The 21127-nt window shown below is 43.8% G+C and carries 18 protein-coding genes and 1 other RNA gene; 7 read left to right on the forward strand and 12 right to left on the reverse strand.

Annotation, left to right across the window (positions count from 1 at the left end; translation table 11 throughout):
- Positions 1-187: 187 nt before the first annotated feature.
- On the reverse strand, positions 188-1444 hold the full coding sequence (locus ACWYVB_RS16870; RefSeq protein WP_170903106.1) for a D-amino acid dehydrogenase: 1257 nt from the start codon (positions 1442-1444) through the stop codon (positions 188-190).
- Positions 1445-1550: 106 nt separating this feature from the next.
- On the opposite strand from ACWYVB_RS16870, the gene ACWYVB_RS16875 reads away from it, so the two are divergent.
- Positions 1551-2468, forward strand: a complete 918-nt coding sequence (locus ACWYVB_RS16875; RefSeq protein ID WP_457529500.1) for a LysR substrate-binding domain-containing protein — start codon at positions 1551-1553, stop codon at positions 2466-2468.
- 61 nt (positions 2469-2529) lie between these two features.
- On the opposite strand, the gene ACWYVB_RS16880 is transcribed toward ACWYVB_RS16875, so the two are convergent.
- Positions 2530-4275 carry an amidohydrolase gene (locus tag ACWYVB_RS16880; protein WP_457529502.1) on the reverse strand — a complete coding sequence of 582 codons (1746 nt, stop codon included), beginning with the start codon at positions 4273-4275 and terminating at the stop codon, positions 2530-2532.
- A gap of 290 nt (positions 4276-4565) precedes the next feature.
- Here ACWYVB_RS16880 and ACWYVB_RS16885 point away from each other — a divergent pair, with 290 nt between their 5' ends.
- The 3 genes from ACWYVB_RS16885 (at position 4566) to ACWYVB_RS16895 (ending at position 8204) form a co-directional block, all read left to right on the forward strand.
- Positions 4566-5834 (forward strand): O-acetylhomoserine aminocarboxypropyltransferase/cysteine synthase family protein, encoded by a 1269-nt coding sequence (locus ACWYVB_RS16885; protein ID WP_457529504.1) that lies wholly within the window; start codon positions 4566-4568, stop codon positions 5832-5834.
- Positions 5835-6042: 208 nt separating this feature from the next.
- Positions 6043-7374 (forward strand): aspartate aminotransferase family protein, encoded by a 1332-nt coding sequence (locus ACWYVB_RS16890; protein WP_457529506.1) that lies wholly within the window; start codon positions 6043-6045, stop codon positions 7372-7374.
- On the forward strand, positions 7365-8204 hold the full coding sequence (locus ACWYVB_RS16895; protein WP_457529507.1) for a 3-keto-5-aminohexanoate cleavage protein: 840 nt from the start codon (positions 7365-7367) through the stop codon (positions 8202-8204). Before ACWYVB_RS16890 ends, ACWYVB_RS16895 begins: the two co-directional genes overlap by 10 nt.
- A 70-nt stretch (positions 8205-8274) precedes the next feature.
- Here ACWYVB_RS16895 and ACWYVB_RS16900 read toward each other — a convergent pair whose 3' ends face one another.
- From ACWYVB_RS16900 to ACWYVB_RS16915, 4 genes are all read right to left on the reverse strand, one after another.
- On the reverse strand, positions 8275-9642 hold the full coding sequence (locus ACWYVB_RS16900; RefSeq protein ID WP_186437868.1) for a Na+/H+ antiporter NhaC family protein: 1368 nt from the start codon (positions 9640-9642) through the stop codon (positions 8275-8277).
- Positions 9643-9822: 180 nt separating this feature from the next.
- A complete protein-coding gene (locus ACWYVB_RS16905) occupies positions 9823-10410 on the reverse strand; it encodes a DedA family protein (protein WP_193621589.1) in 588 nt (195 codons plus the stop codon).
- A 204-nt stretch (positions 10411-10614) separates the two neighbouring features.
- Positions 10615-12150, reverse strand: coding sequence for a bifunctional GNAT family N-acetyltransferase/carbon-nitrogen hydrolase family protein (locus tag ACWYVB_RS16910; protein ID WP_005391488.1), 1536 nt, complete (start codon positions 12148-12150; stop codon positions 10615-10617).
- A 120-nt stretch (positions 12151-12270) separates the two neighbouring features.
- The gene (locus ACWYVB_RS16915; RefSeq protein WP_301949836.1) at positions 12271-13152 is read right to left on the reverse strand and encodes a LysR family transcriptional regulator; all 882 of its coding nucleotides are present in this window, start codon (positions 13150-13152) and stop codon (positions 12271-12273) included.
- 424 nt (positions 13153-13576) lie between these two features.
- Between ACWYVB_RS16915 and ACWYVB_RS16920 the strand changes: the two genes are divergently transcribed.
- Positions 13577-14140, forward strand: coding sequence for a porin family protein (locus ACWYVB_RS16920; RefSeq protein ID WP_005391484.1), 564 nt, complete (start codon positions 13577-13579; stop codon positions 14138-14140).
- Positions 14141-14261: 121 nt separating this feature from the next.
- Here the strand turns inward: ACWYVB_RS16920 and ACWYVB_RS16925 are convergent, their stop codons facing one another.
- From ACWYVB_RS16925 to smpB, 4 genes are all read right to left on the reverse strand, one after another.
- Entirely contained in the window at positions 14262-15401 is a 1140-nt protein-coding gene (locus ACWYVB_RS16925) for a lipase family protein (RefSeq protein WP_258508376.1), read from the reverse strand.
- A gap of 3 nt (positions 15402-15404) precedes the next feature.
- Positions 15405-15956, reverse strand: coding sequence for a DUF6795 domain-containing protein (locus tag ACWYVB_RS16930; protein WP_225462117.1), 552 nt, complete (start codon positions 15954-15956; stop codon positions 15405-15407).
- Between the two features lie 818 nt (positions 15957-16774).
- Positions 16775-17142: a transfer-messenger RNA gene (gene ssrA / locus ACWYVB_RS16935) on the reverse strand.
- 66 nt (positions 17143-17208) lie between these two features.
- Positions 17209-17694 (reverse strand): SsrA-binding protein SmpB, encoded by a 486-nt coding sequence (gene smpB, locus ACWYVB_RS16940; RefSeq protein WP_005391476.1) that lies wholly within the window; start codon positions 17692-17694, stop codon positions 17209-17211.
- A gap of 118 nt (positions 17695-17812) precedes the next feature.
- Here smpB and ACWYVB_RS16945 point away from each other — a divergent pair, with 118 nt between their 5' ends.
- Both ACWYVB_RS16945 and ACWYVB_RS16950 read left to right on the forward strand, forming a co-directional pair.
- Positions 17813-18256 (forward strand): SRPBCC family protein, encoded by a 444-nt coding sequence (locus tag ACWYVB_RS16945; protein WP_005391473.1) that lies wholly within the window; start codon positions 17813-17815, stop codon positions 18254-18256.
- Positions 18246-18599: an RnfH family protein gene (locus ACWYVB_RS16950; protein WP_005391471.1), complete on the forward strand. Its 354-nt coding sequence runs from the start codon at positions 18246-18248 to the stop codon at positions 18597-18599. The genes ACWYVB_RS16945 and ACWYVB_RS16950 overlap by 11 nt, the downstream gene beginning before the upstream one ends.
- 105 nt (positions 18600-18704) lie before the next feature.
- On the opposite strand, the gene bamE is transcribed toward ACWYVB_RS16950, so the two are convergent.
- Together bamE and recN are read right to left on the reverse strand one after the other, a co-directional pair.
- Entirely contained in the window at positions 18705-19064 is a 360-nt protein-coding gene (gene bamE, locus ACWYVB_RS16955) for an outer membrane protein assembly factor BamE (RefSeq protein WP_005391468.1), read from the reverse strand.
- A gap of 330 nt (positions 19065-19394) precedes the next feature.
- Positions 19395-21059 (reverse strand): DNA repair protein RecN, encoded by a 1665-nt coding sequence (gene recN / locus ACWYVB_RS16960; protein ID WP_104969114.1) that lies wholly within the window; start codon positions 21057-21059, stop codon positions 19395-19397.
- Positions 21060-21127 lie beyond the last annotated feature (68 nt).

Here is a 21127-nt window from a genome sequence, read left to right on the forward strand (position 1 = left end):
ATGGAGAGTGATTGTTAAAATTTAGTTCTTGTTGCTTATTTACTCCTTTGAGGTAGAAGATTTGTCTGATGATTAAATATGCAGCACATTGTCATTAAAATGTGCTGCATATTTGATGAGTTAAAAATGCCAAATATTATGCATTTTGTGGAGTAAAGGCCTGTTTGTTTTTTATGCAGATGTGTCCTTATGCATAACGGCAAAGGTTAAGCTCTGTGTCATCCATCACTTTCGCTTTTTCACCAGCCATAATGCTCGCTAGTAATTGACCAGAACCACAAGCCATAGTCCAACCCAGAGTGCCGTGTCCGGTGTTAGTAAAAAGGTTATCGTATTTAGTTGCGCCAATAATCGGTGTGCCATCAGGCGTCATTGGTCTAAAGCCACTCCAAAACTCGGCTTGGCTAAAGTCGCCGCAGCGAGGGAAAAGATCACGGATGACCATTTCGATGGTATTTTTTCGTTTTTGCGGAAGGGAGGCATCAAACCCTGCTAATTCTGCGGTGCCCGCTACGCGAATTCTGTCATCAAACCGAGTCATGGCGACTTTATAGGTTTCATCCATCACAGTAGAGCGAGGAGAGAAGTGCTCATCTTCCATTGGGATGGTGAGCGAATAGCCTTTTACTGGATAAACAGGAATCTCAATGTCGAGTTGCTTGAGTAGTGCTGTAGAATAGCTGCCAGAGGCAACCACATATTGGTCCGCTTTAAACTGTCCTCGATTCGTTTGGACACCTATGATCTTTTTGCCTACTGTAACCCAATTGCTTACTTCGGTGTCGAACTCGAACCTCACGCCATGGGCCTTAGCGAGCTCTGTTAGTTGTTGGCAAAACTGATAGCAATCGCCTGTTTCGTCATCTGGCAGGTGCAAGCCACCAACTAGCTTATCTTTCACAAGATCCAGTCCAGGTTCTTGTTCAATGCAGCGTTCTACGTCCATCAACTCAAACCGAGTCCCGCTTTGCTCTAGAAGCTGCATGTCCTTTTCAATGGCTTGCAGCTGTTGAGGCGTTCGAAATACTTGCAAGGTGCCGAACTGGCGACCTTGATATTCAATGGCATGTTCTTGACGTAATTGTTCCAGACACATACGGCTGTGGTTAGCGATAGAAAGCATGCGAGCTTTGTTGACTTGGTAGCGAGACAGGGTGCAGTTGGCCACCATCTTACTTGCCCAACTGATCATATCGGCATTGAGGGTTGGCTTGATTTTGAGTGGAGCATGCTCTTCCATTAACCACTTTATGGCTTTAACAGGAACACCAGGCGCAGCCCAAGGCGAAGAATAGCCATACGAGATCTGCCCAGCATTGGCGAAACTTGTTTCCATTGCACTGCTTGGTTGACGGTCAATAACGGTAACTTGATAGCCTGCTTGAGATAAATACCAAGCAGAGGTTAAGCCGATGACGCCGCTGCCTAATACGATGACTTCCATTGATGTACTCCACACATTTATCAGAGTGGTTAGTTTCTTTTCTTTACCTTTTGTTAACAATCGATATAAATTACATACAGCGTTTAGAAAAACTATAGGCTCAAGGATGAGAAGTAATTTAATAAGTGGCTTGTGTCTGTTTAGCCAAGTCGCGGAACACATCAGCTTTACTGGCGCGGCTAGGTTTTTGCACCTCACTACGGGAGCCGTGAGCCAACAAATTATTCACTTGGAAGAGTTATTAGGTTTTACTTTATTTGAACGCCATTCCCGCGGTATTCGTTTAACCGCTAAAGGCACTCAGTTACACCAAGCGACGCAGTTTCACTTTTCCGAGCTGAGCAAACTGCTTGATGAGCTCAAAGTAGAAAAGCACACCAATGAGATTCGCTTAAAATTAACGCCTTCTTTTGCTTTTAAATGGTTAGTCCCAAAGCTGGAAAGTTTTCATCACGAGAACCCGGATATCCAAGTGCAAATCTTCGCGGAAGGGGCGTTAGTGAATAGTGAGATAAAAGATTATGACGTCGCGATAGACTATGGTCTTCATCCTTACCGAGATGCTAACGCGGAGTTGATTTTGGATGAGCAGCTGCTGCCAGTGATGAGCCCTAAATACCTTGAGGATCATGGTTGGCTAAAAGCGCCTTTTGATGAACAAGAATCCTTAATGTCAGTGAAGAAATGGCAGGAGGCGACGCTACTACACGATGCGATGCCATGGGAAAAAGCGACGCGTGACTATGAGTGGCTATATTGGGCGTCAGCAATGGGATTGGATTTTAAAACCGATGTTGGACACTTTTTCAATAGAACGGATATGGCGATGTCTGCGGCGGAAGCAGGAGTTGGGATTGCGATGGCACGAATGGCACTGATTGAGGATGAATTGACAACAGAGCGTTTAGTTTCTCCCTTTCAGCCAGTTCCTGCCAATGCAGGGTACTACTTGATCATGAACACACGAAGCCAGTCCACAAACAAGTTTCGTACTTGGTTATTACAGCAAGTGGCGAGCAAATAGATAAAGTGCTTGGTGAGTCAGATAGAAAACACCGCCTTAAAAAAGGCGGTGTTTGATTCGATTACTGTCGTTGATAAACCGATTCGCCTCGGCTGATGGTTTCTTCAACGTTGAGATCTTTTAATGTTTTAGGTTCCACTTTCAATGGGTTGTTATCGAGGATGATTAAATCCGCATTCTTACCCACCTCGATAGAACCTTTATACGACTCCTCAAAGTGTTGGTAAGCCGGCCAAATCGTCATGGCTTGCAGTGCGGTATACGTGTCAACACGCTGATCTGGCCCCAGTACTTTATCGGTTCTGGTGGTGCGATTGACGGTCGCATCCAATACTCGGAATGAACTTGGCAGCGCCACAGGTGCGTCATGGTGCGTACTGAATTTTAACCCCGCCTTTCTCACCGCTTGAGTCGGTGAAATGAAATCGGCACGAGGATGGCCGAGTACTGATTCCACATGCCAGTCACCCCAATAGAAAGTATGCATTGGGAACAAGGAAGGGAAGATGCCTTGCGCAGCTAAGCGATCCACTTGGTCTTGGCGTATGGTTTGTCCGTGAATGAGTACAGGTCGACGGTCTTGCTTTCCTAGCTTTTCATTTGCTTTGGTTACCGCATTAATAAATTGCTCGATCGCAGCGTCACCATTGGCATGCGTCAGCACTTGCCATTCATTTTTAAAGGCTGTTTCTACGTAATCGTAAGCTTGTTGATCTTCGAAAGTTGGGTAGCCAGCGTAGTCTTTATCTTGTCCATGTGGCGGGTGGAAGTAAGGCTGACTTAGCCATGCCGTTTTACCTTGTGGAGAGCCATCAAAGTTCAGCTTTACGCCACCGATGCGGAAATGGTTGGTGTACTCTGGCGAGTTGTATTCCGAGTCCATAAAGTCACTACTCGACACCATATCGGCGTAAGCAACCAAGTCGATCATCAGCTTGTCGTTTTTCGACGCGCGTTTCATCGCTTCATAACCTTCGGATGTCGCTCGTCCTTCCTGAGCCGTGGTATAACCATATTTCGCGTACATACCTTGCGAGGCTTCTAACATGCGATCTTGAAGTTCTGAATCAATCAACTTATTGAGGTTGAACAGCATTGCAAAGTGCGCGTTTTCTTCTAGGACACCATTTGGTTCTTGGCTGTTTTCCATTCGGCGGATAATGCCACCTTTTGGATCCTCCGACTCTGCCGTGATGCCTGCTAGCTCTAGCGCTTTACTGTTTGCGACACTCAAATGCCCCGAAGTGTGGATGATCAATACTGGCTTATCTGTACTGACTTTATCGAGATCCGCTTTGGTAGGGTAATAATCCAGTTGGGCGTCATCGTAACCAAAACCTAAAATCCAACCTGTTTTCTCAACGAATAGGCGTTGCGTATCATTGTTCGCGGCATTTTTCAGAGTTTCGATGATTTTCGCCACGGTATCGGCTTCGCCATCAGGAGATGGCAGCACGTTAGCGACCATGGCTTGCAGACCAACACCATACACATGACTGTGCGGATCAACAAAGCCAGGCAACATAATTTTGCCTTTTAAGTCGACCAACTGTGTTTTACCGAACTTGTGTCCCATTGCACCATCTTTGCTGCCGACATAAATGATTTTCTCGCCTAATGTCGCGACGGCTTCGGCGTACTCTGGCTTATCGCTAGCCATGGTTAGGATATCGCCACCATAATAAATTTTGTCTGCGGCGGTTACTTTTAGCGGCTCGGCGACGGCTTCTGTTTCTTTCGTTTCTTCAGAAAAGCAACCTGTTAAAGCAAGCCCAGATAGAGCTATTGGGATCCAGTTTTTGTTCATCGGTCATCTCCATAAAGAGTAAGGTTTTTACCTGTTGAACTCCCATTTCAATGAGTTTGAGAACTCAACAGGTCAAGTTCACTTTAGTTCATATTGAAGGAGTATTATCAACAAGATTAAAGACTTTCAATCAAGCGCAAGTTATACCCGTCGATGAATATCAAAAATGTTACCTTTCCCATTTCACAAACGCTTCTGGACGTGGGCAATGTGACCCATAACGAGGTTCTGTGGTTAAAAAGTCGGCATGATAAGTTCACGATTTATCTCGATGACGCTCAAGGAAGAACATGAAAGACGAAACGCTATCCATCCATTTTGGTTACGAAACTGACCCTACCACTAAATCTGTCGCGACACCGATTTATCAAACGGTCGCGTACGAGTTTGATAACGCGCAGCACGGCGCTGATCTGTTTAACCTGGAAGTGCCGGGGAATATCTACACTCGCATCATGAATCCGACTAATGACGTTTTGGAAAAACGCATGGCGGCGTTAGAAGGCGGCATTGCAGGGTTGGCTGTCAGTGCGGGGAGTGCAGCGATTAACTATGCGATTCTGACGTTAGCGCAAGCGGGCGATAACATCGTTTCTACGCCGCAACTTTATGGCGGTACTTACACCTTGTTTGCGCATATGCTGCCAAATCAGGGTATTCAGGTGAAGTTTGCCAAAGATGACAAACCAGAAAGTTTGGCTGAGTTAATTGATGAAAATACCAAAGCGGTGTACTGCGAGAGCATTGGTAACCCAGCCGGTAATATCATTGATTTAGAACGTGTAGCGGAGCTTGCTCACGCACAAGGCGTACCTGTGATTGTGGATAACACCGTCGCGACTCCGGTGCTGTGCAAACCCATCGAGTTTGGTGCCGATATCGTCGTTCACTCTCTCACTAAATACGTCGGTGGACATGGCACCACTTTGGGTGGCGTGATTGTGGATTCCGGTAAATTCCCTTGGGCGCAGCACAAAGACCGCTTTCCCGTTTTCAATCAACCAGAACCTTCTTACCACGGCGTGGTGTATACCGAAGCGTTTGGTGAGGCGGCATTTATCGGGCGTGCGCGTACCGTACCATTGCGTAATACCGGATCGGCATTATCACCAATGAATGCGTTTATGCTTATGCAAGGGCTAGAAACGTTGCCACTGCGTATGGAGCGTCATACCGAGAACACACTCAAAGTGGCTGAGTACTTAGAACAGAATGACAAAGTCAGTTGGGTAAGCTATGCCGGATTGCCAAGTTCAGAACACTTCCACCTTGCCGAAAAATACATGAAAGGTAAGCCATCTGCGATTTTGTCGTTTGGTTTAAAAGACGGTTATGAAGCAGGTGTACGTTTTTATGATGCTCTGAAAATCTTTAAGCGTTTGGTGAACATTGGCGATGCAAAATCACTGGCTTGCCATCCCGCCTCGACGACCCATCGTCAGTTGAGCGAAGCAGAACAAAAACAAGCTGGTGTGTCTCCTGAGATGATTCGTTTATCGGTGGGTATTGAACACATTGACGATATTCTAGCCGATTTAGAACAGGCACTAAACGCGTAAAACGATTCTTTTTTTAGCTTTTGGTTACCCATAGGCCAGCCTTTAAAAAAGCTGGCCTTTATTTGTTTTATTGTTTAAATATCAAAGGCTTTATTGTTTTTGGGTTGTGGTATTCCAAAAGCTCATGGTGGGTGAAATTTATTCCCTTGTCGCGTTTGGGTTTGTTCCTGATGATATGTGCAAATCTTATACATTGGAAGGGACTCAAATGTCTTACGTATTTCACCGTCATTGCCATGCCACGCTGCCAATCATCGATAAAGGTGAAGGTGTTTATCTATTCGATAAACAAGGGAAACAGTATCTCGATGCTTGTGGTGGTGCTGCGGTATCAAACCTTGGCCACAGTCATCACGCCGTTAAAAAAGCCATGTTGGAACAGATCGAGCGAGTGACGTTTGCTCATACTGGATTTTTTACTAGTGACAGCAGTGAGCGACTAGCGGAATTGATTTGTCAGCATATGCCTGAGCAGTTCAACCATGTGTATTTAGTCAGTGGCGGATCAGAAGCGGTGGAGTCGGCACTAAAAATGGCGCGGCAGTATTTTGTGGAATCAGGTAAGCCAGAGAAGAAGCAATTCATTGCGCGTCAGCAAAGTTATCACGGCAATACGTTGGGAGCTCTGGCGGTCGGTGGTAATGAATGGCGACGTGAACCGTTCAAACCTATCTTGCATCCGAGCCATCACATTGCCCCTTGCTATGCTTATCGTTATCAGCAGAGTCATGAGTCGGAATTGGATTACTCATTGCGAGCGGCGAATGAACTAGAGGCAAAAATTCTTGAGTTGGGTGCTGACAATGTCATGGCTTTTGTCGCCGAGCCTATTGTGGGAGCCACCGCTGGAGCTGTGCCTGCAACGCAAGGTTATTTCAAGCGTATTCGCGAAATATGCGACCAATATGATGTGTTATTGATCTTGGATGAAGTCATGTGTGGCGTTGGACGCAGTGGCAGTTTTTTTGCGTTTGAGCAGGAAGAGGCAGAACCCGATCTGGTGTGTATGGCTAAAGGGCTTGGTGCGGGTTATCAACCTATTGGTGCGGTGGTTGCGAATGATCGAGTCTACCAAGCTATTGCCGATGGAAGCGGTTTTTTCCAACATGGTCATACGTTTATGGCGCACCCTGTGGCGTGCGCTGCCGCCGTGGCAACAATTGAAACCATCTTCCAAGATGATTTATTAACAGCGGTGAATCAGCAAAGTGTTTTGCTGCGTAAAGAGCTTACTTCTGCATTGGCCCATTTACCATACATTGGCGACATTCGTGGTAAAGGCTTGTTTTTGGGCATTGAGCTGGTGGCGGAGAAAGAAAGCAAGGCGCCGCTGAGTAAAGCCACATTGGCAGACAAACGCATCAAACAGCGAGCAATGGAAAATGGCTTAATGTGCTACCCAATGGGCGGAACGATTGATGGCGTTAATGGGCACCATATTTTGCTCGCACCGCCATTCATTATTCAGTCTCATCATATTGATGAACTAGTCGGCAAACTCTCACTGACGTTAAAAGAGGTGGCGGAGACATGGAAGTAGCAAACCAATATTTGCGAGAACCTATCGCCATTATCGTGGCCCCAAACGGTGCTAGAAAAACTAAGCACGATCACGCCAACTTACCCATGACAAAAGACGAACTGGTTGCAGAGGCTATCGCTTGTCAAACGGCAGGGGCTGCCATGATCCATTTGCATGCTAGGGGCGCTAACGGACGTCATTCATTAGACATCGACGACAACATGGCAATTTACCATGCCGTGAAAGAAGCGGTGGGAGAAAACATGATGGTTCAGCTCACCACAGAAGCGGTCGGCTTGTATTCTCCGTCACAACAGATGGCGTTAGCTAAAGCTGTGAAACCAGAAGCGGCTTCTTTCGCATTGAGGGAGTTAATCCCTGATCGCGCAAGTGAGAAAGAAGGGCATGCCTTTTTCCATTGGGTGGCTGAAAACAACATCGTGAGCCAAATTATTCTCTACGATGCAACCGACATTGAACGTTATTTTCAACTGCGTGATGCGGGCGTGCTACCTAAAACGCATCAGCATGCATTAGTGGTGTTAGGGTGTTATCAACAAGCTCAACAGTATTCACCATGGGATTTACGAGGTTTGAATTTGGCGCGTTTTGTCGAGGAAGAAATTCGATGTGCCATTTGTGCTTTTGGCGCGCGAGAGCAAGACTGTTTAGCGAGTGCGATGTTACTTGGATTCGATGTGAGAGTGGGGTTTGAGAATAACCACTTCGATGTGGCAGGCGAGTTAGCAATCAGTAATGCGGCTCAGGTGGAAGCTCTACGCGATGTGGCGTATTGCTTCGCGATTCCTTTACACAGTGCGCAAAGTTTGCGTTCAGTTTTGAAGTAAATCTGTTCGCGGCAAGGAAAATAAAGAAGAAAGTAAAAAGGCTCCATCGGAGCCTTTTCGGTATTTGTCGTTAGTTCTCAGTTTGCACTACAGGTTGACGTGCGGGATGTTTGATAAACACCGCAACAACAGCAGCTATCGCTAATGCAAAGCAGTAGTAAGAATTAGCAACTACTTCAATTGGCGATAGGTTGAATACGGAACCTAGCAGCAACACTTGAGCGCCGTAAGGCAACACGCCTTGCACCACGCATGAGAAAATGTCTAACAAGCTTGCTGAGCGGCGAGGAGAGACATTATTCTCTTCCGCCAGTTGGCGAGCAACGCTGCCCGATACAATGATGGCTACGGTGTTGTTTGCCGTACAGCCATTGACCATCGACACCAAGCCTGCGATACCTAGCTCACTCGCGCGGCTGTTGGCATGCTTAGAGTGGCTAGAGCCAAACGCGTGGATAAGGCTGCTAACGAAATTGGTTAGGAAAGCAAGGCCGCCTTGACGACGCATCAGTTCACTCAAACCACCAATTAGCATGGACAACAAGAAGATCTCTTGCATGTTACCAAAGCCTTTATAAACGTCTTGGGCTAGATTAGTCAGTCCGTAATTGTCAATCGATGCCAAGCTCACGCCGCCAGCCAAAAGGATACCAATCGACAGAACCACAAACACATTCACACCAGATACCGCTAGGATCAAAATAGTGATGTACGGCAGGACTTTTAGCCACTCAATATCGCCAGTTGCAGGCACTTGAGTCGCTGTACTGTTGAAAGCGAACACTGCAATCGCGATCAACGCCGCAGGCAAAGCAATACGAATGTTCTCTTTAAACTTGTCTTTCATCTCACAACCTTGAGAGCGTGTCGCCGCGATGGTGGTGTCAGAGATGATAGAAAGGTTATCACCAAACATAGCGCCGCTCAGCACAACGCCTGCGGTTAACGGTAAGCTCATTCCTGCTGATTCAGCAATCCCCAACGCTACGGGGGCAACGGCTGCGATGGTACCCATCGAAGTGCCCATCGCTGTTGCGATAAAAGCAGAAATCAGAAAAATGCCCGGCAAAATCATGCTGGTTGGAATTGCGGATAAACCAAGGTTCACCGTTGCATCAACACCGCCAGAGGCTTTTGCTACCGCAGCAAAGGCACCTGCAAGCAGATAGATCATACACATTGCGATGATGTCTGGGTGGCCAACACCACGCATGAAGTGTTCGATTGAGCGGTTAAGTTTCTCTTTACTTAAAAGAAACGCAATGATGATGGCTGGTAATACCGCGATGGGTGCAGGCAGCTGGTAGAAGGCAAATTCAACGCCTTGCAAAGATAAGTAAGTGCCTACGCCAATAAACAGCGCAAGGAATACAATCAATGGGATCAGTGCGACCGCAGAAGGTGCAACTGTTTTAGTTGTTTGTTGGGAACCGGACATGTAAACGACAATGTTAATAATAAGAGAGAAGAGCAGACTAATATCACATTTACGCATTGTCAACGTCTAGACGTCTAAATGGCTGTTTAATTTTTGCACGTAAAGAAAAAGATAAAAGCTCGTATTACGTATCTCACTGATACCACGAGCTTTAGTTATGCGCCAATGAAGAGGCTGTCGTTATTGCATTGATTTGGCTTTTTTGCGTTTAACAATACCTAAAACCATCCACGTAAATAAGACAGCAGCAAATGCCCATACCAGATATTTGTATTCGGTGTACAGGTTGCTCAACACGCTTAAATGTTCAAATGCAAAGTGAGTTAACAAGCTGAATACCAATACCCAAACCGTCGCCGCGAGGGCGTTACCGAACAAAAACTCTCTACGTGGCATTTTCGCGATACCGCACGCAAGAGGCATAAATTGCTTCATTCCTTCAATAAAGCGACTGACGACCAAGCACGTAGGGCCGTATTTCTGGATAGTCAGTTGAAGTGTTTGCATCTTCGGGCCAGAGATATAGCCTTTTTTATCCAACCAGCCTTCAAAGTAATACCCGATTAGGTAACCACAGGTATTCCCAAAAAAGCAGCTTAGCCACGATACCATCATAACCATACTTAGGTTCATGACTTGTTCTGAAGAGAGCAAAGATGCCGCGATCATCAGCGATTGACCAGGCATCGGTACACCTATCCCTTCTAGAAATATACTGACAATCAGCGCCAAGTAGCCGTATTGCTCGAGCAAAGGCTTCATTGACATGAGAAGTTCGTTAATGTGTTCCAAAAGCTTTCCCCTAATAAAAGCGGAACGAAGTTGGAGTGATACTCCGAATGTCCTACTGGGTCAATTCTTGTTTCTTACCGCTGAGAAAAACTGACATGCCTCTGATTATTGTGCGGAATCAATCTGCTGCTTGTTTTATTCGCCGCCACGCTCCCGTGTGGCGACGAATAAGGCACACCTTTATGACTCTTTAGCTTTAGTAAATGCGCCATACAAATCAAGGCGTCGGTGACGTAAGTTGGTTACTGAACCCTCGGTATTAAGTTGCTTCAACTTAGTCAAATCAACATCGGCGAAGATCATCATTTCGGTGTTGGCGCTTGCTTCTGTCAAGGTCGCATCGTGCGGGAAGTAGATATCCGACGGTGAGAATACGGCAGATTGTGCGTACTGGATGTCCACGTTATCAACACGAGGTAAGTTACCGACACTGCCACCAATTGCAACATAGCATTCGTTTTCAATGGCTCGCGATTGGGAACAAATTCGTACTCGTTGGTAGCCATTTTTTGTGTCCGTCCAGAAAGGAACGAATACAATTTGTGCGCCTTGTTCTGCTAACATTCTTCCCAATTCAGGGAATTCGCTGTCATAACAAATCAGTATGCCGACTTTGCCCGCATCGGTTTCGAAAACTTGAACATTGTCACCACCGTCGATCACCCAGTCTCTTTGTTCATGAGGCGTGATGTGGATTTTATATTGAGCGTTGATTTCACCATCTCGTTGCAGCAAGTAGGCCACATTATACAGTTTGCCATCTTCGATAACGGGCATACTGCCTGCAATAATGTTGATGTTGTAGGTGACCGCCATCTGCGAGAAACGGTTTTTGATCTCTTCTGTAAAGCTAGCCAAAAAGCGGATTGCTTCAACGGAATTTTTGTCGTTTTGCAAGCCCATCAGCGGTGCGTTAAAGAACTCAGGGAATAGGGCGAAATCGGCTTTATAGTTCGCAAGAGAAGAGATGAAGAACTCAGCCTGATCGAGCAAATCCTCTAGGTCATTCATCGCGCGCATTTGCCACTGGACGACACCAATCCGAATCAGTGTTTTTTCTACATCGTGTACGGATTGAATATCCTCTTCGTAGAAAAAGTTATCCCACTCCAGCAGTGTCGCGTAACCTTTAGAAGCGCTATCCTCTGGTAAGTAGCCGCGCATGATTCGTTTTACATCGAAGTCGTTAGCAAGCTGAAAAGACAAAATAGGGTCATGAAGCTCACGGCGTTTTACTTTGTCGATGTACTCTGCAACGCTCAGTTCATCTGCGTATTGGTGGTAATTAGGAATGCGACCACCGGCTAAAATGGCTTTGAAGTTCTTACTACGGCAAAGCTCTTTACGTGCATCATATAAACGTCGACCTAAACGTAGCCCTCGATAGTCTGGGTGGACAAATACATCGAGACCATACATTGCATCTCCAGTTACTTGATTCTGTATGACGTTGTTTTCGGTAATGATGTCGGTATACAGGTGAGGAAGAGAAAAGCGGTTGTAGTCCACTTTAATGGTTAATGCTGCACCGACTATTTTGCCGTTATCTTCAATACAGATTTGGCCATCAGGAAACTGATGAATGAGATCCATAATAGTCAGCCGTGGCCATGAGCCGCCAACATCAGGAAACACTAAGTCCATTAGTTCTGCAAGCTCAGGGTAATCCGTTGGCTCAATGGTACGTAATGAGAGTTTGGGCGAATTGCTGTCCATATCTTTCAATCCATTTATCCTTTTGAAACAGTGTTAATGAGAATGCCACAATTTGGAGCAGACAGATACTGAAGTCTTTGAGTTGTTGTGGGTTACCAAAAGCATTTCAAGAAAATAATATTAGCTTAGTTTGCTCTTCAACCATTCGTAAAACGCCGCCACTTTCTTAGCCGATAGGCGATAATTTGGGATTATCACGTAATAACCATAACCACTCTGTAAAGATAGGTTGAGAATATGTTGGGTATCCCCTCTTAAAATAGAACTCTGCGCCATAAAATCAGGAAGTAAGGCGAGTCCTTTTCCCATTTTGACGGCTTCGTAAGCTAGGTAAAAATGTTCAAAGCCTACAGAGTGATAGGTAACGGTTGATTCTACTGCATGTGCAGCCTTAAATTGCTCCCACAACTGAGGGCGAGTGATTTGAGGTATCAACGGATAGTCGCTAACAGCGTGCACACTCTTGAGTGCAGGAGTATTAGTGCAACCGACCAATAGCAGTATTTCTTGGCATAGTAAGTGGCTGTATTCATAATGCGTGGACAATGGAAGACAACGAATATGCAAGTCGCTTTCACCGCTTGAACCTTTGACGTTCCCATCTCCGGTACAGATTCTTACACGGATATTGGGATGTCGCTGGTGGAAGTCATCAATATGAGGCACCAACCAAAGGCTAGCGAAAGAAGGAGTAACATCCACGGTGAGCAATTCTTGCTTTGAATCTGATTGGATTAAGTTAGCGGTTGCATTCTGAATAAGTTCTAGTGCTTCTGTGACTTGCGGTAGGTAGCGTTTTCCTTCCTCAGTTAACTCAATACCATTCGAGCCTCTTTGTATTAAAGGTAAACCCACTAGTTGTTCAAGCGCGGCGATTTGTTTGCTTACTGCGCTTTGTGTAATGCATAGGGCATCCGCCGCTTTAGAGAAGCTGAGGTAATTTGCAACCGCGACAAACGTCCTTAATGCTCGGATAGAAGGGTACTCACTGCCTTTTAACATACTTCAGTCCCATGGAGATAGCCTCTTCACAGAGTAGGAGATTTACCTATTGAAGCAAAGAGAGAAAAAGCCGATGTGTGATTACCTTCCTTACTCGTTCATAAAGAATCCAGACCAAAAATTAAGAATCCTAAATATAATGGGTGTGTAAATAATTGATGATTGGAGTTTGTTTATTGATTTCTCCTATCTTTTGAAAAAACTACAAATAAAATAGAATGTTTTACATCATTAGTATTTACACAAATCTAATATTGTTTTCTCAAGGTAAATAAAACGGTATAACTTTTAGTTTTGTTGTTTTAATTTCAAAATAATGTCATTTTTTTATAAAGTAGAAGATGTTTTTCATTAAATTAAAATTGGCATTGCATTTGCTTTGTATAATTCGAACTTTCAATGGCACTTATATTAGGAGAACGAAATGAAAAGCAATGTTGTTACTTTGATTGGCCTTTTTTCTTTAGCAACGTTTAGTACTTTATCTCACGCAGCGGACTCCAAAGATCATGGTGTTTATGTCGGCGCCAATTATGGTTACTTAAAAGTTGATGGACAAGATGACTTTGATGATGACAGCGATGCTATTCAAGGTTTGGTTGGTTACCGTTTTAACCCTTACTTAGCGTTAGAGGGCGGTTACATTGACTTTGGTAGCTATGGTAATAACCTAGCAAATGCCGAAACGGACGGTTACACCGCAGCACTAAAAGTTACAGCCCCTATTGCTGATCGTGTCGATCTTTACGCAAAAGGCGGTCAAATGTGGTACTCGACGGATTACAACGTTGCGGGCTTCCAAGGCAACAAAGATGACGAAGGTGTATTCGCTGGTGCTGGTGTTGGTTTTAAAGTTACTGATAACTTCTTAGTTAACGCAGAATATATGTGGTATGACGTAGAACTGAATGCTGAGAACGTAGCGAATGGTGCAAACACAAAAACTGATTTTAACCAAGCATCGCTAGGTGTGGAATATCGTTTCTAATATTGTTAACAACTCTAAGCCCTAATAAAAAGCGAAGCCTAAATAGCTTCGCTTTTTTTGAGCTCAATCTAGTTGAGGCTAATAGAGCAGTTTTTAGAATAATTTTTAGTGTCTTTTACTGTCACTCTACTATATTTAGAGCATTTCTAACATGACTGTCTAACCTTCTTACTAGTCTCGAAAAACAAAGTTTTATCACTCTATAAGTAATACTCGATAGGTCGATCGCTGCGCTACCTGACATTACATTCATGTGACCTAAAATACCGCGGACGTGTTCTGTATACTCGTTTTTTAGTTTTGAAATGTACGCCATAGCTTTAGCTAGTTGATCCCAAGCAGTAAGGCCTGCGGTTGCTATTTGTTGTATTATATGACCCAGACCTGAAATTCTTAGTAAGGTCAAAATTGAAGAGACTATTTTACTTACCCAACCATCAGTCATTCGAGCATTATATCTATTGTTGAAGTCAAGAAATACGTTGCGTTCTAGGTAAGTTTGAGATTTGGGTTGTAGTGCCGACCACTCATTACTTGTAGCGGTATTGACATAACCCGGAACAGATTTTTTTCCTAGTCCATGAGCGCAGAAGTAGATGCCAGAACTTCCATCTAGCCGATACTCAATACCACCGTGAGTAAATGGCCAAAGAGGAGACATCGGAACTGGATCTGCACCATGAGTGCAGCGATATGAAGAATCTAACTCCCTTCTTGCGTATGGTTTAAAGCCAACTTTTGGTGCGCCAAAAGTATATAGGTGTACGCTATAGCCGTACTGACTCTTCACCCAATCTGCCGCTAATGAAGCAAGAGCACCACCTAAACTATGACCTACACAGTGTACTGCCTTCGGTGCTTTCATGTTCTTTTTCGAATAACCAGCGATGTATGCTGCAAGTTGTGGCTTTATCGTATTGAAGAGATTTACAAAACCTGCATGTACCCTGTAACCGGATGAGGTACCTGATATCCCAATGTTTCCATCGGTCATAATGTCGCCGATGTTTGCTTGAGTGCCTCGGAAGGAAAATACTAAAGTATCGGCAAACTCGCCCTTACCTCGACCTATCGCTACAAAATCTGATGTCATTCCACCAAATCCCATAAAGCCACTTGTCGTTCCTTTTTTGACATCATTCCTTAGATCAAATGTAAAAAACTTTGCTATATAACCACTAACGTTACGAACATTAGTTGCGAATACAGAATAAGGGATTTCTGCGATTCTAGATGATAGCTTTGGTGAGAGTGATTGCATTCTTTAATTTCCATATAAGTCAGAGTCAATATATCCAAATAAATCACATTGACTATTTACGTAATAGTCATCGTTTTCGTCATCATCAATTGAAAAAGCAAAGTACTTAAGAGGGTTTGCTGCATCACAGACTAGATTAGCCATATTGTTTTTTACGTAATCCTCTATTTCATAGCCATCGAACGAACCTTCCCAAATAATAACGCTTTCATCAATATCTAGTTCTGTGGTTAAAACAATAGTTACATAATGTTCAATAAGCGGGATCTTAACGCTCTCTTTGTTTTCATACACAGGAGAAAATTCAAACCGACCACTGCTGTCAGTAAATGTTGATAAGTCTATTGATTTTCCTGAAGCGCTTAAACCAATACTAAGACTAACCTTTTGGTTATTAATCGGCTTCCCTTTTTTTGTTAGCACACCATTGATTTGTGGTGTGTATTGGTTAACTTTATCGCTATTCAATATACTCTCTCCAAAACTCATATTAATGCTCAACAATATGATTGTAATAAATCCAACTAAGTAATTTTTCACATCGATTTTTTTCATTTTAAAAATCTATAAATGTATATGTATTGTGTGTTTTTACAATATTTAATGTTAACTATGTGATTAGTACTGCATTGTCCTTGTAACTTGTGAATTTGAAAATTACATTTTTAGATTTATGTTTATCTACTTGACCGCTTTTTATTAGCATTAATAAAGTTTAAATCTGGAACACTCAGTCTTCGCTAATCTTTGGTAGTTATATTATATTGGATTTTTAAGGCTTTCATCAGGTAATGTGGAAGCAAAATAAACGAGAGCTATCGAATGGTAAAGAGCTCTATAAATACTAGGTTTCAGACAATGAAATCATATTGAAAATAGTTAATTAGTCGCTTGGTCAAGAGGTGTTTTTATTAATTTACATCGTAATGCTAGATTGACTTGATAATTTATGTTTCCGCCAATTGTGATAACCAAGAACAAAAGAAAAGGCTTATTAAGTATCTTTTGATGGTTAGTGATAAACCCAAATTGTTCAACTTTAACCCATCATAATTCTATAACTTAGATTTAGCACTCGTAGTTGTTGATACCCCAAAAACTTAGAACACTTTAAATCGAAGAGCATATAGTACACACTTTTTGTCCTTGAATGAGTTCTTCTGAACTTCCATGTGTTTTTGGTGGTGTATTTATGAGCGTATCGCCTGTTACTTAATACTCAACGAGTTTTTAAATCGGTGTACGTTCAGAGTTATGCAGTAATGCTCGTGAAAAGTTATCAGGTAGTATGAGTGCGTGAGAAAAGAAGACAATGTGGAAAGTGGATTGTTGATACAAAAAAGGCCACCCGAAGGTGGCCTTTTCCAAACGTTTGGTGGAGCTGGCGGGAGTTGAACCCGCGTCCGAAAACCGTTCATCATTGGTACTACATGCTTAGTCGATCTTTAATTTCGCCACCCACCTGCGAACCGACACGCTAATGAATGACTAGCCTGAATTAAAATTCGCCGTTCATCTCTCAGGCGGGAGAATCCGGGCTAGCGCGTTTGGGTTTGATCCCTCGTTATTCCCCGTCTTACGTGCGGAAGCTAGGGCGAGAGAGCTCTGAGCAGGTTATTAAGCTGCTAGTGCGTAGTTTTCGTCGTTTGCGACTATTTTTTTGCGGTTTGTTAACGAGGCCTACCGCACCTCGGCATGCACCTCAGACTTCTGAATTCCCGTCGAATCCTAAATCAGCCCCAGGTAATATTCGCATAGTAACAGAAAAGCATTGGCTGTCCAGTACTATGCGTTTAAGTGGTCAAGATTAACGCAGTGTACTCTTCATTACGCGTGCTTTTTCTCTTGCCCAGTCTTTTTCTTTTAAATCCGTACGTTTATCGTGCAGCTTTTTACCTTTTGCTACGCCAATTTTTAGTTTCACCCAAGAGCGAGACCAGTACAGAGAAAGGGCCGTTAATGTCATACCTTCACGGTTCACACGTCCGAATAGGTTGTCTAGTTCACGACGACTCATTAGTAGTTTACGCACACGTGTGGGGTTCGCCACAACGTGTGTCGATGCCTGATTTAAAGGAGTGATTGTCATGCCACTCACAAAGGCTTCACCGTCACGCATAAATACGTAACTTTCAGAAATATTGGCTTTACCTTGGCGAAGGGCTTTCACTTCCCAACCTTGGAGCTCCAAGCCAGCTTCGATTTCATCATCGATGAAATACTCGTGGCGAGCTTTTTTATTCAGCGCGATAGTATTGCTACCCGCTTTTTGTTTCGTTTTTTTCTTTGCCATAATAGCGACATTATACGGGTTGGATATCGGATAGGAAATCCTTTTATTTGCGCAATCGTGGAATAAAAGTAAAATTGGCAGGAGCTTTAAATCTGTACATGTATCGATAGGAGTATGTATGAAGCAAGTCAGCCGTTCTGCGCTTGTGTCTTTTAGTGCTGAACAGATGTTCAATCTGGTTAACGATGTTGCTAAATACCCTGAGTTTCTGCCTGGTTGCTCGGGCTCTAGAATCATTGAGTCTTCGGGTAATGGTATGGTGGCTTCTGTCGATGTGGCGAAGGCTGGTATCAGCAAAACGTTTACTACTTCAAATGAGCTGATCCCAGGCCAAGCAATTATGATGAACTTGGTGGATGGTCCGTTTAAGACATTGCGTGGTGGTTGGATTTTTACCGCGCTAGATGAGCAAGCTTGCAAGGTTGAGCTAAAGCTTGAGTTTGAATTCTCAAGTAAAATGATTGAGATGGCCTTCGGTAAGGTTTTTAACGAGCTTACCAGTAACATGGTAAATGCATTCACTAAACGCGCAAAACAGGTCTACGAGTGTTATGAGTATTGAGTCAGATATGATTCACGTAGAGGTTGTCTATGCTCTTCCTCATGAACAGCGTGTATTTAATTTAGTGGTGAATAATCACGCAACGGTAGAAGAGATCATTCGACAATCTGGCGTGTTAGAGTTATACCCTGAAATTGATTTATCTAAGAATAAAGTGGGTGTGTTTAGTCGTAATGTGAAGTTAGATGCGACCGTTCGAGATCGAGATCGAATAGAGATATATCGTCCGTTACTCGCAGACCCGAAAGAGATTCGTCGTAAGCGGGCGGAGCAGGCTAAAGCCGAGGGGAATGCAGACCCAGTCACCGGTGGTAAGCCTAGCTCTGTACGTAAGAATAAGTAGACTTGATATCAATCCCAATGGATGGCGTCATTGATTCAAAGTGTGATGGCGCGATATCTAGATAATAAAAAACCTCTCATGTGAGAGGTTTTTTGCAAAAGTCGTTTACTGAATCTGCTCGTAAAAAGCGTCACTTTTTGGGAAGTCACCACTGATATCTGCGAGTGTGCCTTGATCGTTAAAGTTAACGATCAGGTCTTTTTGCACTGGATCACCGTGACCAGGAGTATGGTGATAAATGTAGTACCAAGTGTTTGGGTAGCCGTTTTCAATAAGCATTGGCGACCCTAGTACGAAGCGAACCTGTGCTTTAGTCATCCCAAACTTTAATTTATCTACCGCACTTTGTTCTACATAGTTGCCTTGGTTGATATCAATGCGATAAACCAGTTTTTCCAATACCGAACATCCTGTCAGCAATGTCATTGCTAATGGTACGGCAACTAACCACTTCTTTAATTGCATAATAATTTCTTAGTAACCTTTAAAATACTGCGCTGATAATAAACAAGCTCGACGCAGATGTAAAAAGCTATGCGTCGTATGATAGGAAATCTGACAACGAATTTTGAGTTGAGTTGCATTTATTGATTCTCTCACATGTATGTTTATGTCGATGAGCGATTTTCTATCCAGTTTAAGCGGTAACTAATGACAAATAGCCAAGTTATTGAGCTATGGGGTGGCACTGACCATTATTTCGAAAGGGAATCAGAACCCAAGCACTTTGATATGGTGATGGGGGAGGTAGAGTCACGGAGTAGTGTTCGTGACTCTATCTTTGAAAGAGCATGGCTAAGCGGCGATGAGGAGCTCTTTGGCGTTTGCAAGGGTAGAATCTGTAATTTGGCTACCTCCAAGTAGGCGAGCTAATTCTGCCACACGTTGTTGTTCATCTAATGCGTGCATTTGTGTTTCGGTTTGGCCAGCTTTTGTTTGTTTAGCCACGAACATTTGTTGATGGCCACAACCTGCAACTTGAGGGAGGTGAGTGACACACAATACCTGAGTAGACTCGCCAAGCTTGCGTAGCATTTTGCCGACTACAGCTGCTGTTGGACCACTAATACCGACATCCACCTCATCGAAGATCAAGCTTGGTGTATCCACTTTCTGAGCGGTAATCACTTGGATAGCTAATGAGATGCGTGATAGCTCACCGCCTGACGCAACTTTTGCTATAGGTTGCAATGGCTGTCCTGGGTTGGTCGATACTAAGAAGCACACACTGTCCATGCCAAGTGGTGATGGGTGCGTGTTTTCATTGCTGACTTCGATATTGAATACCGCTTTTTCCATGCTCAATTCGTGCATGCTTTGTGTGATCAGTTTGTTCAGTTCTTTTGCGTAACGGCTGCGTGATTTGTGTAGTTTTTCTGCTTGGTTTAGGAAGCTTTGGTACTTTTGTTCCACTTCTTGCGCGAGTTCATCTAAACGTTCATCAGAGCAATCTAACGCTTCTACTTGAGCCAGAAGATCTTGGTGATGTTGGTATAGTTCTTCTGGCATCACGTGGTGTTTGCGAGCAACAGACATCACTTTAGAAAAACGTTCTTCTACATAAGCCATACGAGCAGGATCCACATCGATGCCATCTAGATAACTGCGTAATTCGTTCTTCGTTTCTTCTAGTTGAATCATCGCTTCTGACAACATGTTGGGTAGCTCAGATAGCTTTTCATCTAACTCAGCTAGTTGAATTAGGGAGTGATTGGCCGATTGCAAAATACCAAGCGCATTGACTTCTTCACCTTCGTAAATAAGTTCGATGGCTTGCTGACAGGTAGTGGCGAGTTCACCACTATTGGATAATCGTTTGTGCTCTTGCTCGAGCTCTGCAAATTCTTCTTCACCTAGCGATAACTCATTTAGTTCTTTGATTTGGTATTCAAGCAACTGTTTTTGCGCCTGGTTTTGCTGGCTATTTTCTTTTAGTTGCTTGAGGTTATTGTCTGCCTGACGCCAATGTTGGTAAGCACTTCGTGTGCTTTTTAGTAGGTTTAGATGACCTGCATATTGGTCGAGCATAGCCATTTGGTGTTCGCTTTTCATCAATTGATGATGAGCGTGTTGCCCATGGATATTGATCAGCAGTTGCCCTAGAGATTTGAGTTGTGATAGTGGGACAGGACTGCCATTAATGAAGGCTCTTGAGCGACCTTCTTTTGTGATGATGCGACGCAAAATACATTCACTGCCATCAAGCAGATCGTTATCTTCTAGCCAACGCGTTGCATGTAGGTTGTTGTCCAGTAAAAAAGCGGCACTAACTTCGGTTTTTTCTTCACCTTGTCGAACCATGCCAGCTTCGGCTCGTCCGCCTAAGCAGAGCCCAAGTGCATCGATAGCAATGGATTTACCCGCGCCTGTTTCACCTGTGATGGTGGTCATGCCCTTAGACAGCTCGAGTTGTAAAGACTTAACAATCGCAAAATTATTAACACTTAGATGAGCCAGCATTTTTATTTACCTGTATAACTGAACAATACTGTATAAGAGAACAGTATATACTGTTTCTTTATACAGTA

Source organism: Vibrio sp. JZG10 (assembly GCF_054064075.1).

Excerpts from the sequence above, each read along its gene's own strand:
- ACWYVB_RS16870 (WP_170903106.1), bottom strand. The coding sequence starts at position 1,444 with ATGGAAGTCATCGTATTAGGCAGCGGCGTCATCGGCTTAACCTCTGCT.
- ACWYVB_RS16875 (WP_457529500.1), top strand. The coding sequence starts at position 1,551 with ATGAGAAGTAATTTAATAAGTGGCTTGTGTCTGTTTAGCCAAGTCGCG.
- ACWYVB_RS16880 (WP_457529502.1), bottom strand. The coding sequence starts at position 4,275 with ATGAACAAAAACTGGATCCCAATAGCTCTATCTGGGCTTGCTTTAACA.
- ACWYVB_RS16885 (WP_457529504.1), top strand. The coding sequence starts at position 4,566 with ATGAAAGACGAAACGCTATCCATCCATTTTGGTTACGAAACTGACCCT.
- ACWYVB_RS16890 (WP_457529506.1), top strand. The coding sequence starts at position 6,043 with ATGTCTTACGTATTTCACCGTCATTGCCATGCCACGCTGCCAATCATC.
- ACWYVB_RS16895 (WP_457529507.1), top strand. The coding sequence starts at position 7,365 with ATGGAAGTAGCAAACCAATATTTGCGAGAACCTATCGCCATTATCGTG.
- ACWYVB_RS16900 (WP_186437868.1), bottom strand. The coding sequence starts at position 9,642 with ATGTCCGGTTCCCAACAAACAACTAAAACAGTTGCACCTTCTGCGGTC.
- ACWYVB_RS16905 (WP_193621589.1), bottom strand. The coding sequence starts at position 10,410 with ATGTCAATGAAGCCTTTGCTCGAGCAATACGGCTACTTGGCGCTGATT.
- ACWYVB_RS16910 (WP_005391488.1), bottom strand. The coding sequence starts at position 12,150 with ATGGACAGCAATTCGCCCAAACTCTCATTACGTACCATTGAGCCAACG.
- ACWYVB_RS16915 (WP_301949836.1), bottom strand. The coding sequence starts at position 13,152 with ATGTTAAAAGGCAGTGAGTACCCTTCTATCCGAGCATTAAGGACGTTT.
- ACWYVB_RS16920 (WP_005391484.1), top strand. The coding sequence starts at position 13,577 with ATGAAAAGCAATGTTGTTACTTTGATTGGCCTTTTTTCTTTAGCAACG.
- ACWYVB_RS16925 (WP_258508376.1), bottom strand. The coding sequence starts at position 15,401 with ATGCAATCACTCTCACCAAAGCTATCATCTAGAATCGCAGAAATCCCT.
- ACWYVB_RS16930 (WP_225462117.1), bottom strand. The coding sequence starts at position 15,956 with ATGAAAAAAATCGATGTGAAAAATTACTTAGTTGGATTTATTACAATC.
- smpB (WP_005391476.1), bottom strand. The coding sequence starts at position 17,694 with ATGGCAAAGAAAAAAACGAAACAAAAAGCGGGTAGCAATACTATCGCG.
- ACWYVB_RS16945 (WP_005391473.1), top strand. The coding sequence starts at position 17,813 with ATGAAGCAAGTCAGCCGTTCTGCGCTTGTGTCTTTTAGTGCTGAACAG.
- ACWYVB_RS16950 (WP_005391471.1), top strand. The coding sequence starts at position 18,246 with ATGAGTATTGAGTCAGATATGATTCACGTAGAGGTTGTCTATGCTCTT.
- bamE (WP_005391468.1), bottom strand. The coding sequence starts at position 19,064 with ATGCAATTAAAGAAGTGGTTAGTTGCCGTACCATTAGCAATGACATTG.
- recN (WP_104969114.1), bottom strand. The coding sequence starts at position 21,059 with ATGCTGGCTCATCTAAGTGTTAATAATTTTGCGATTGTTAAGTCTTTA.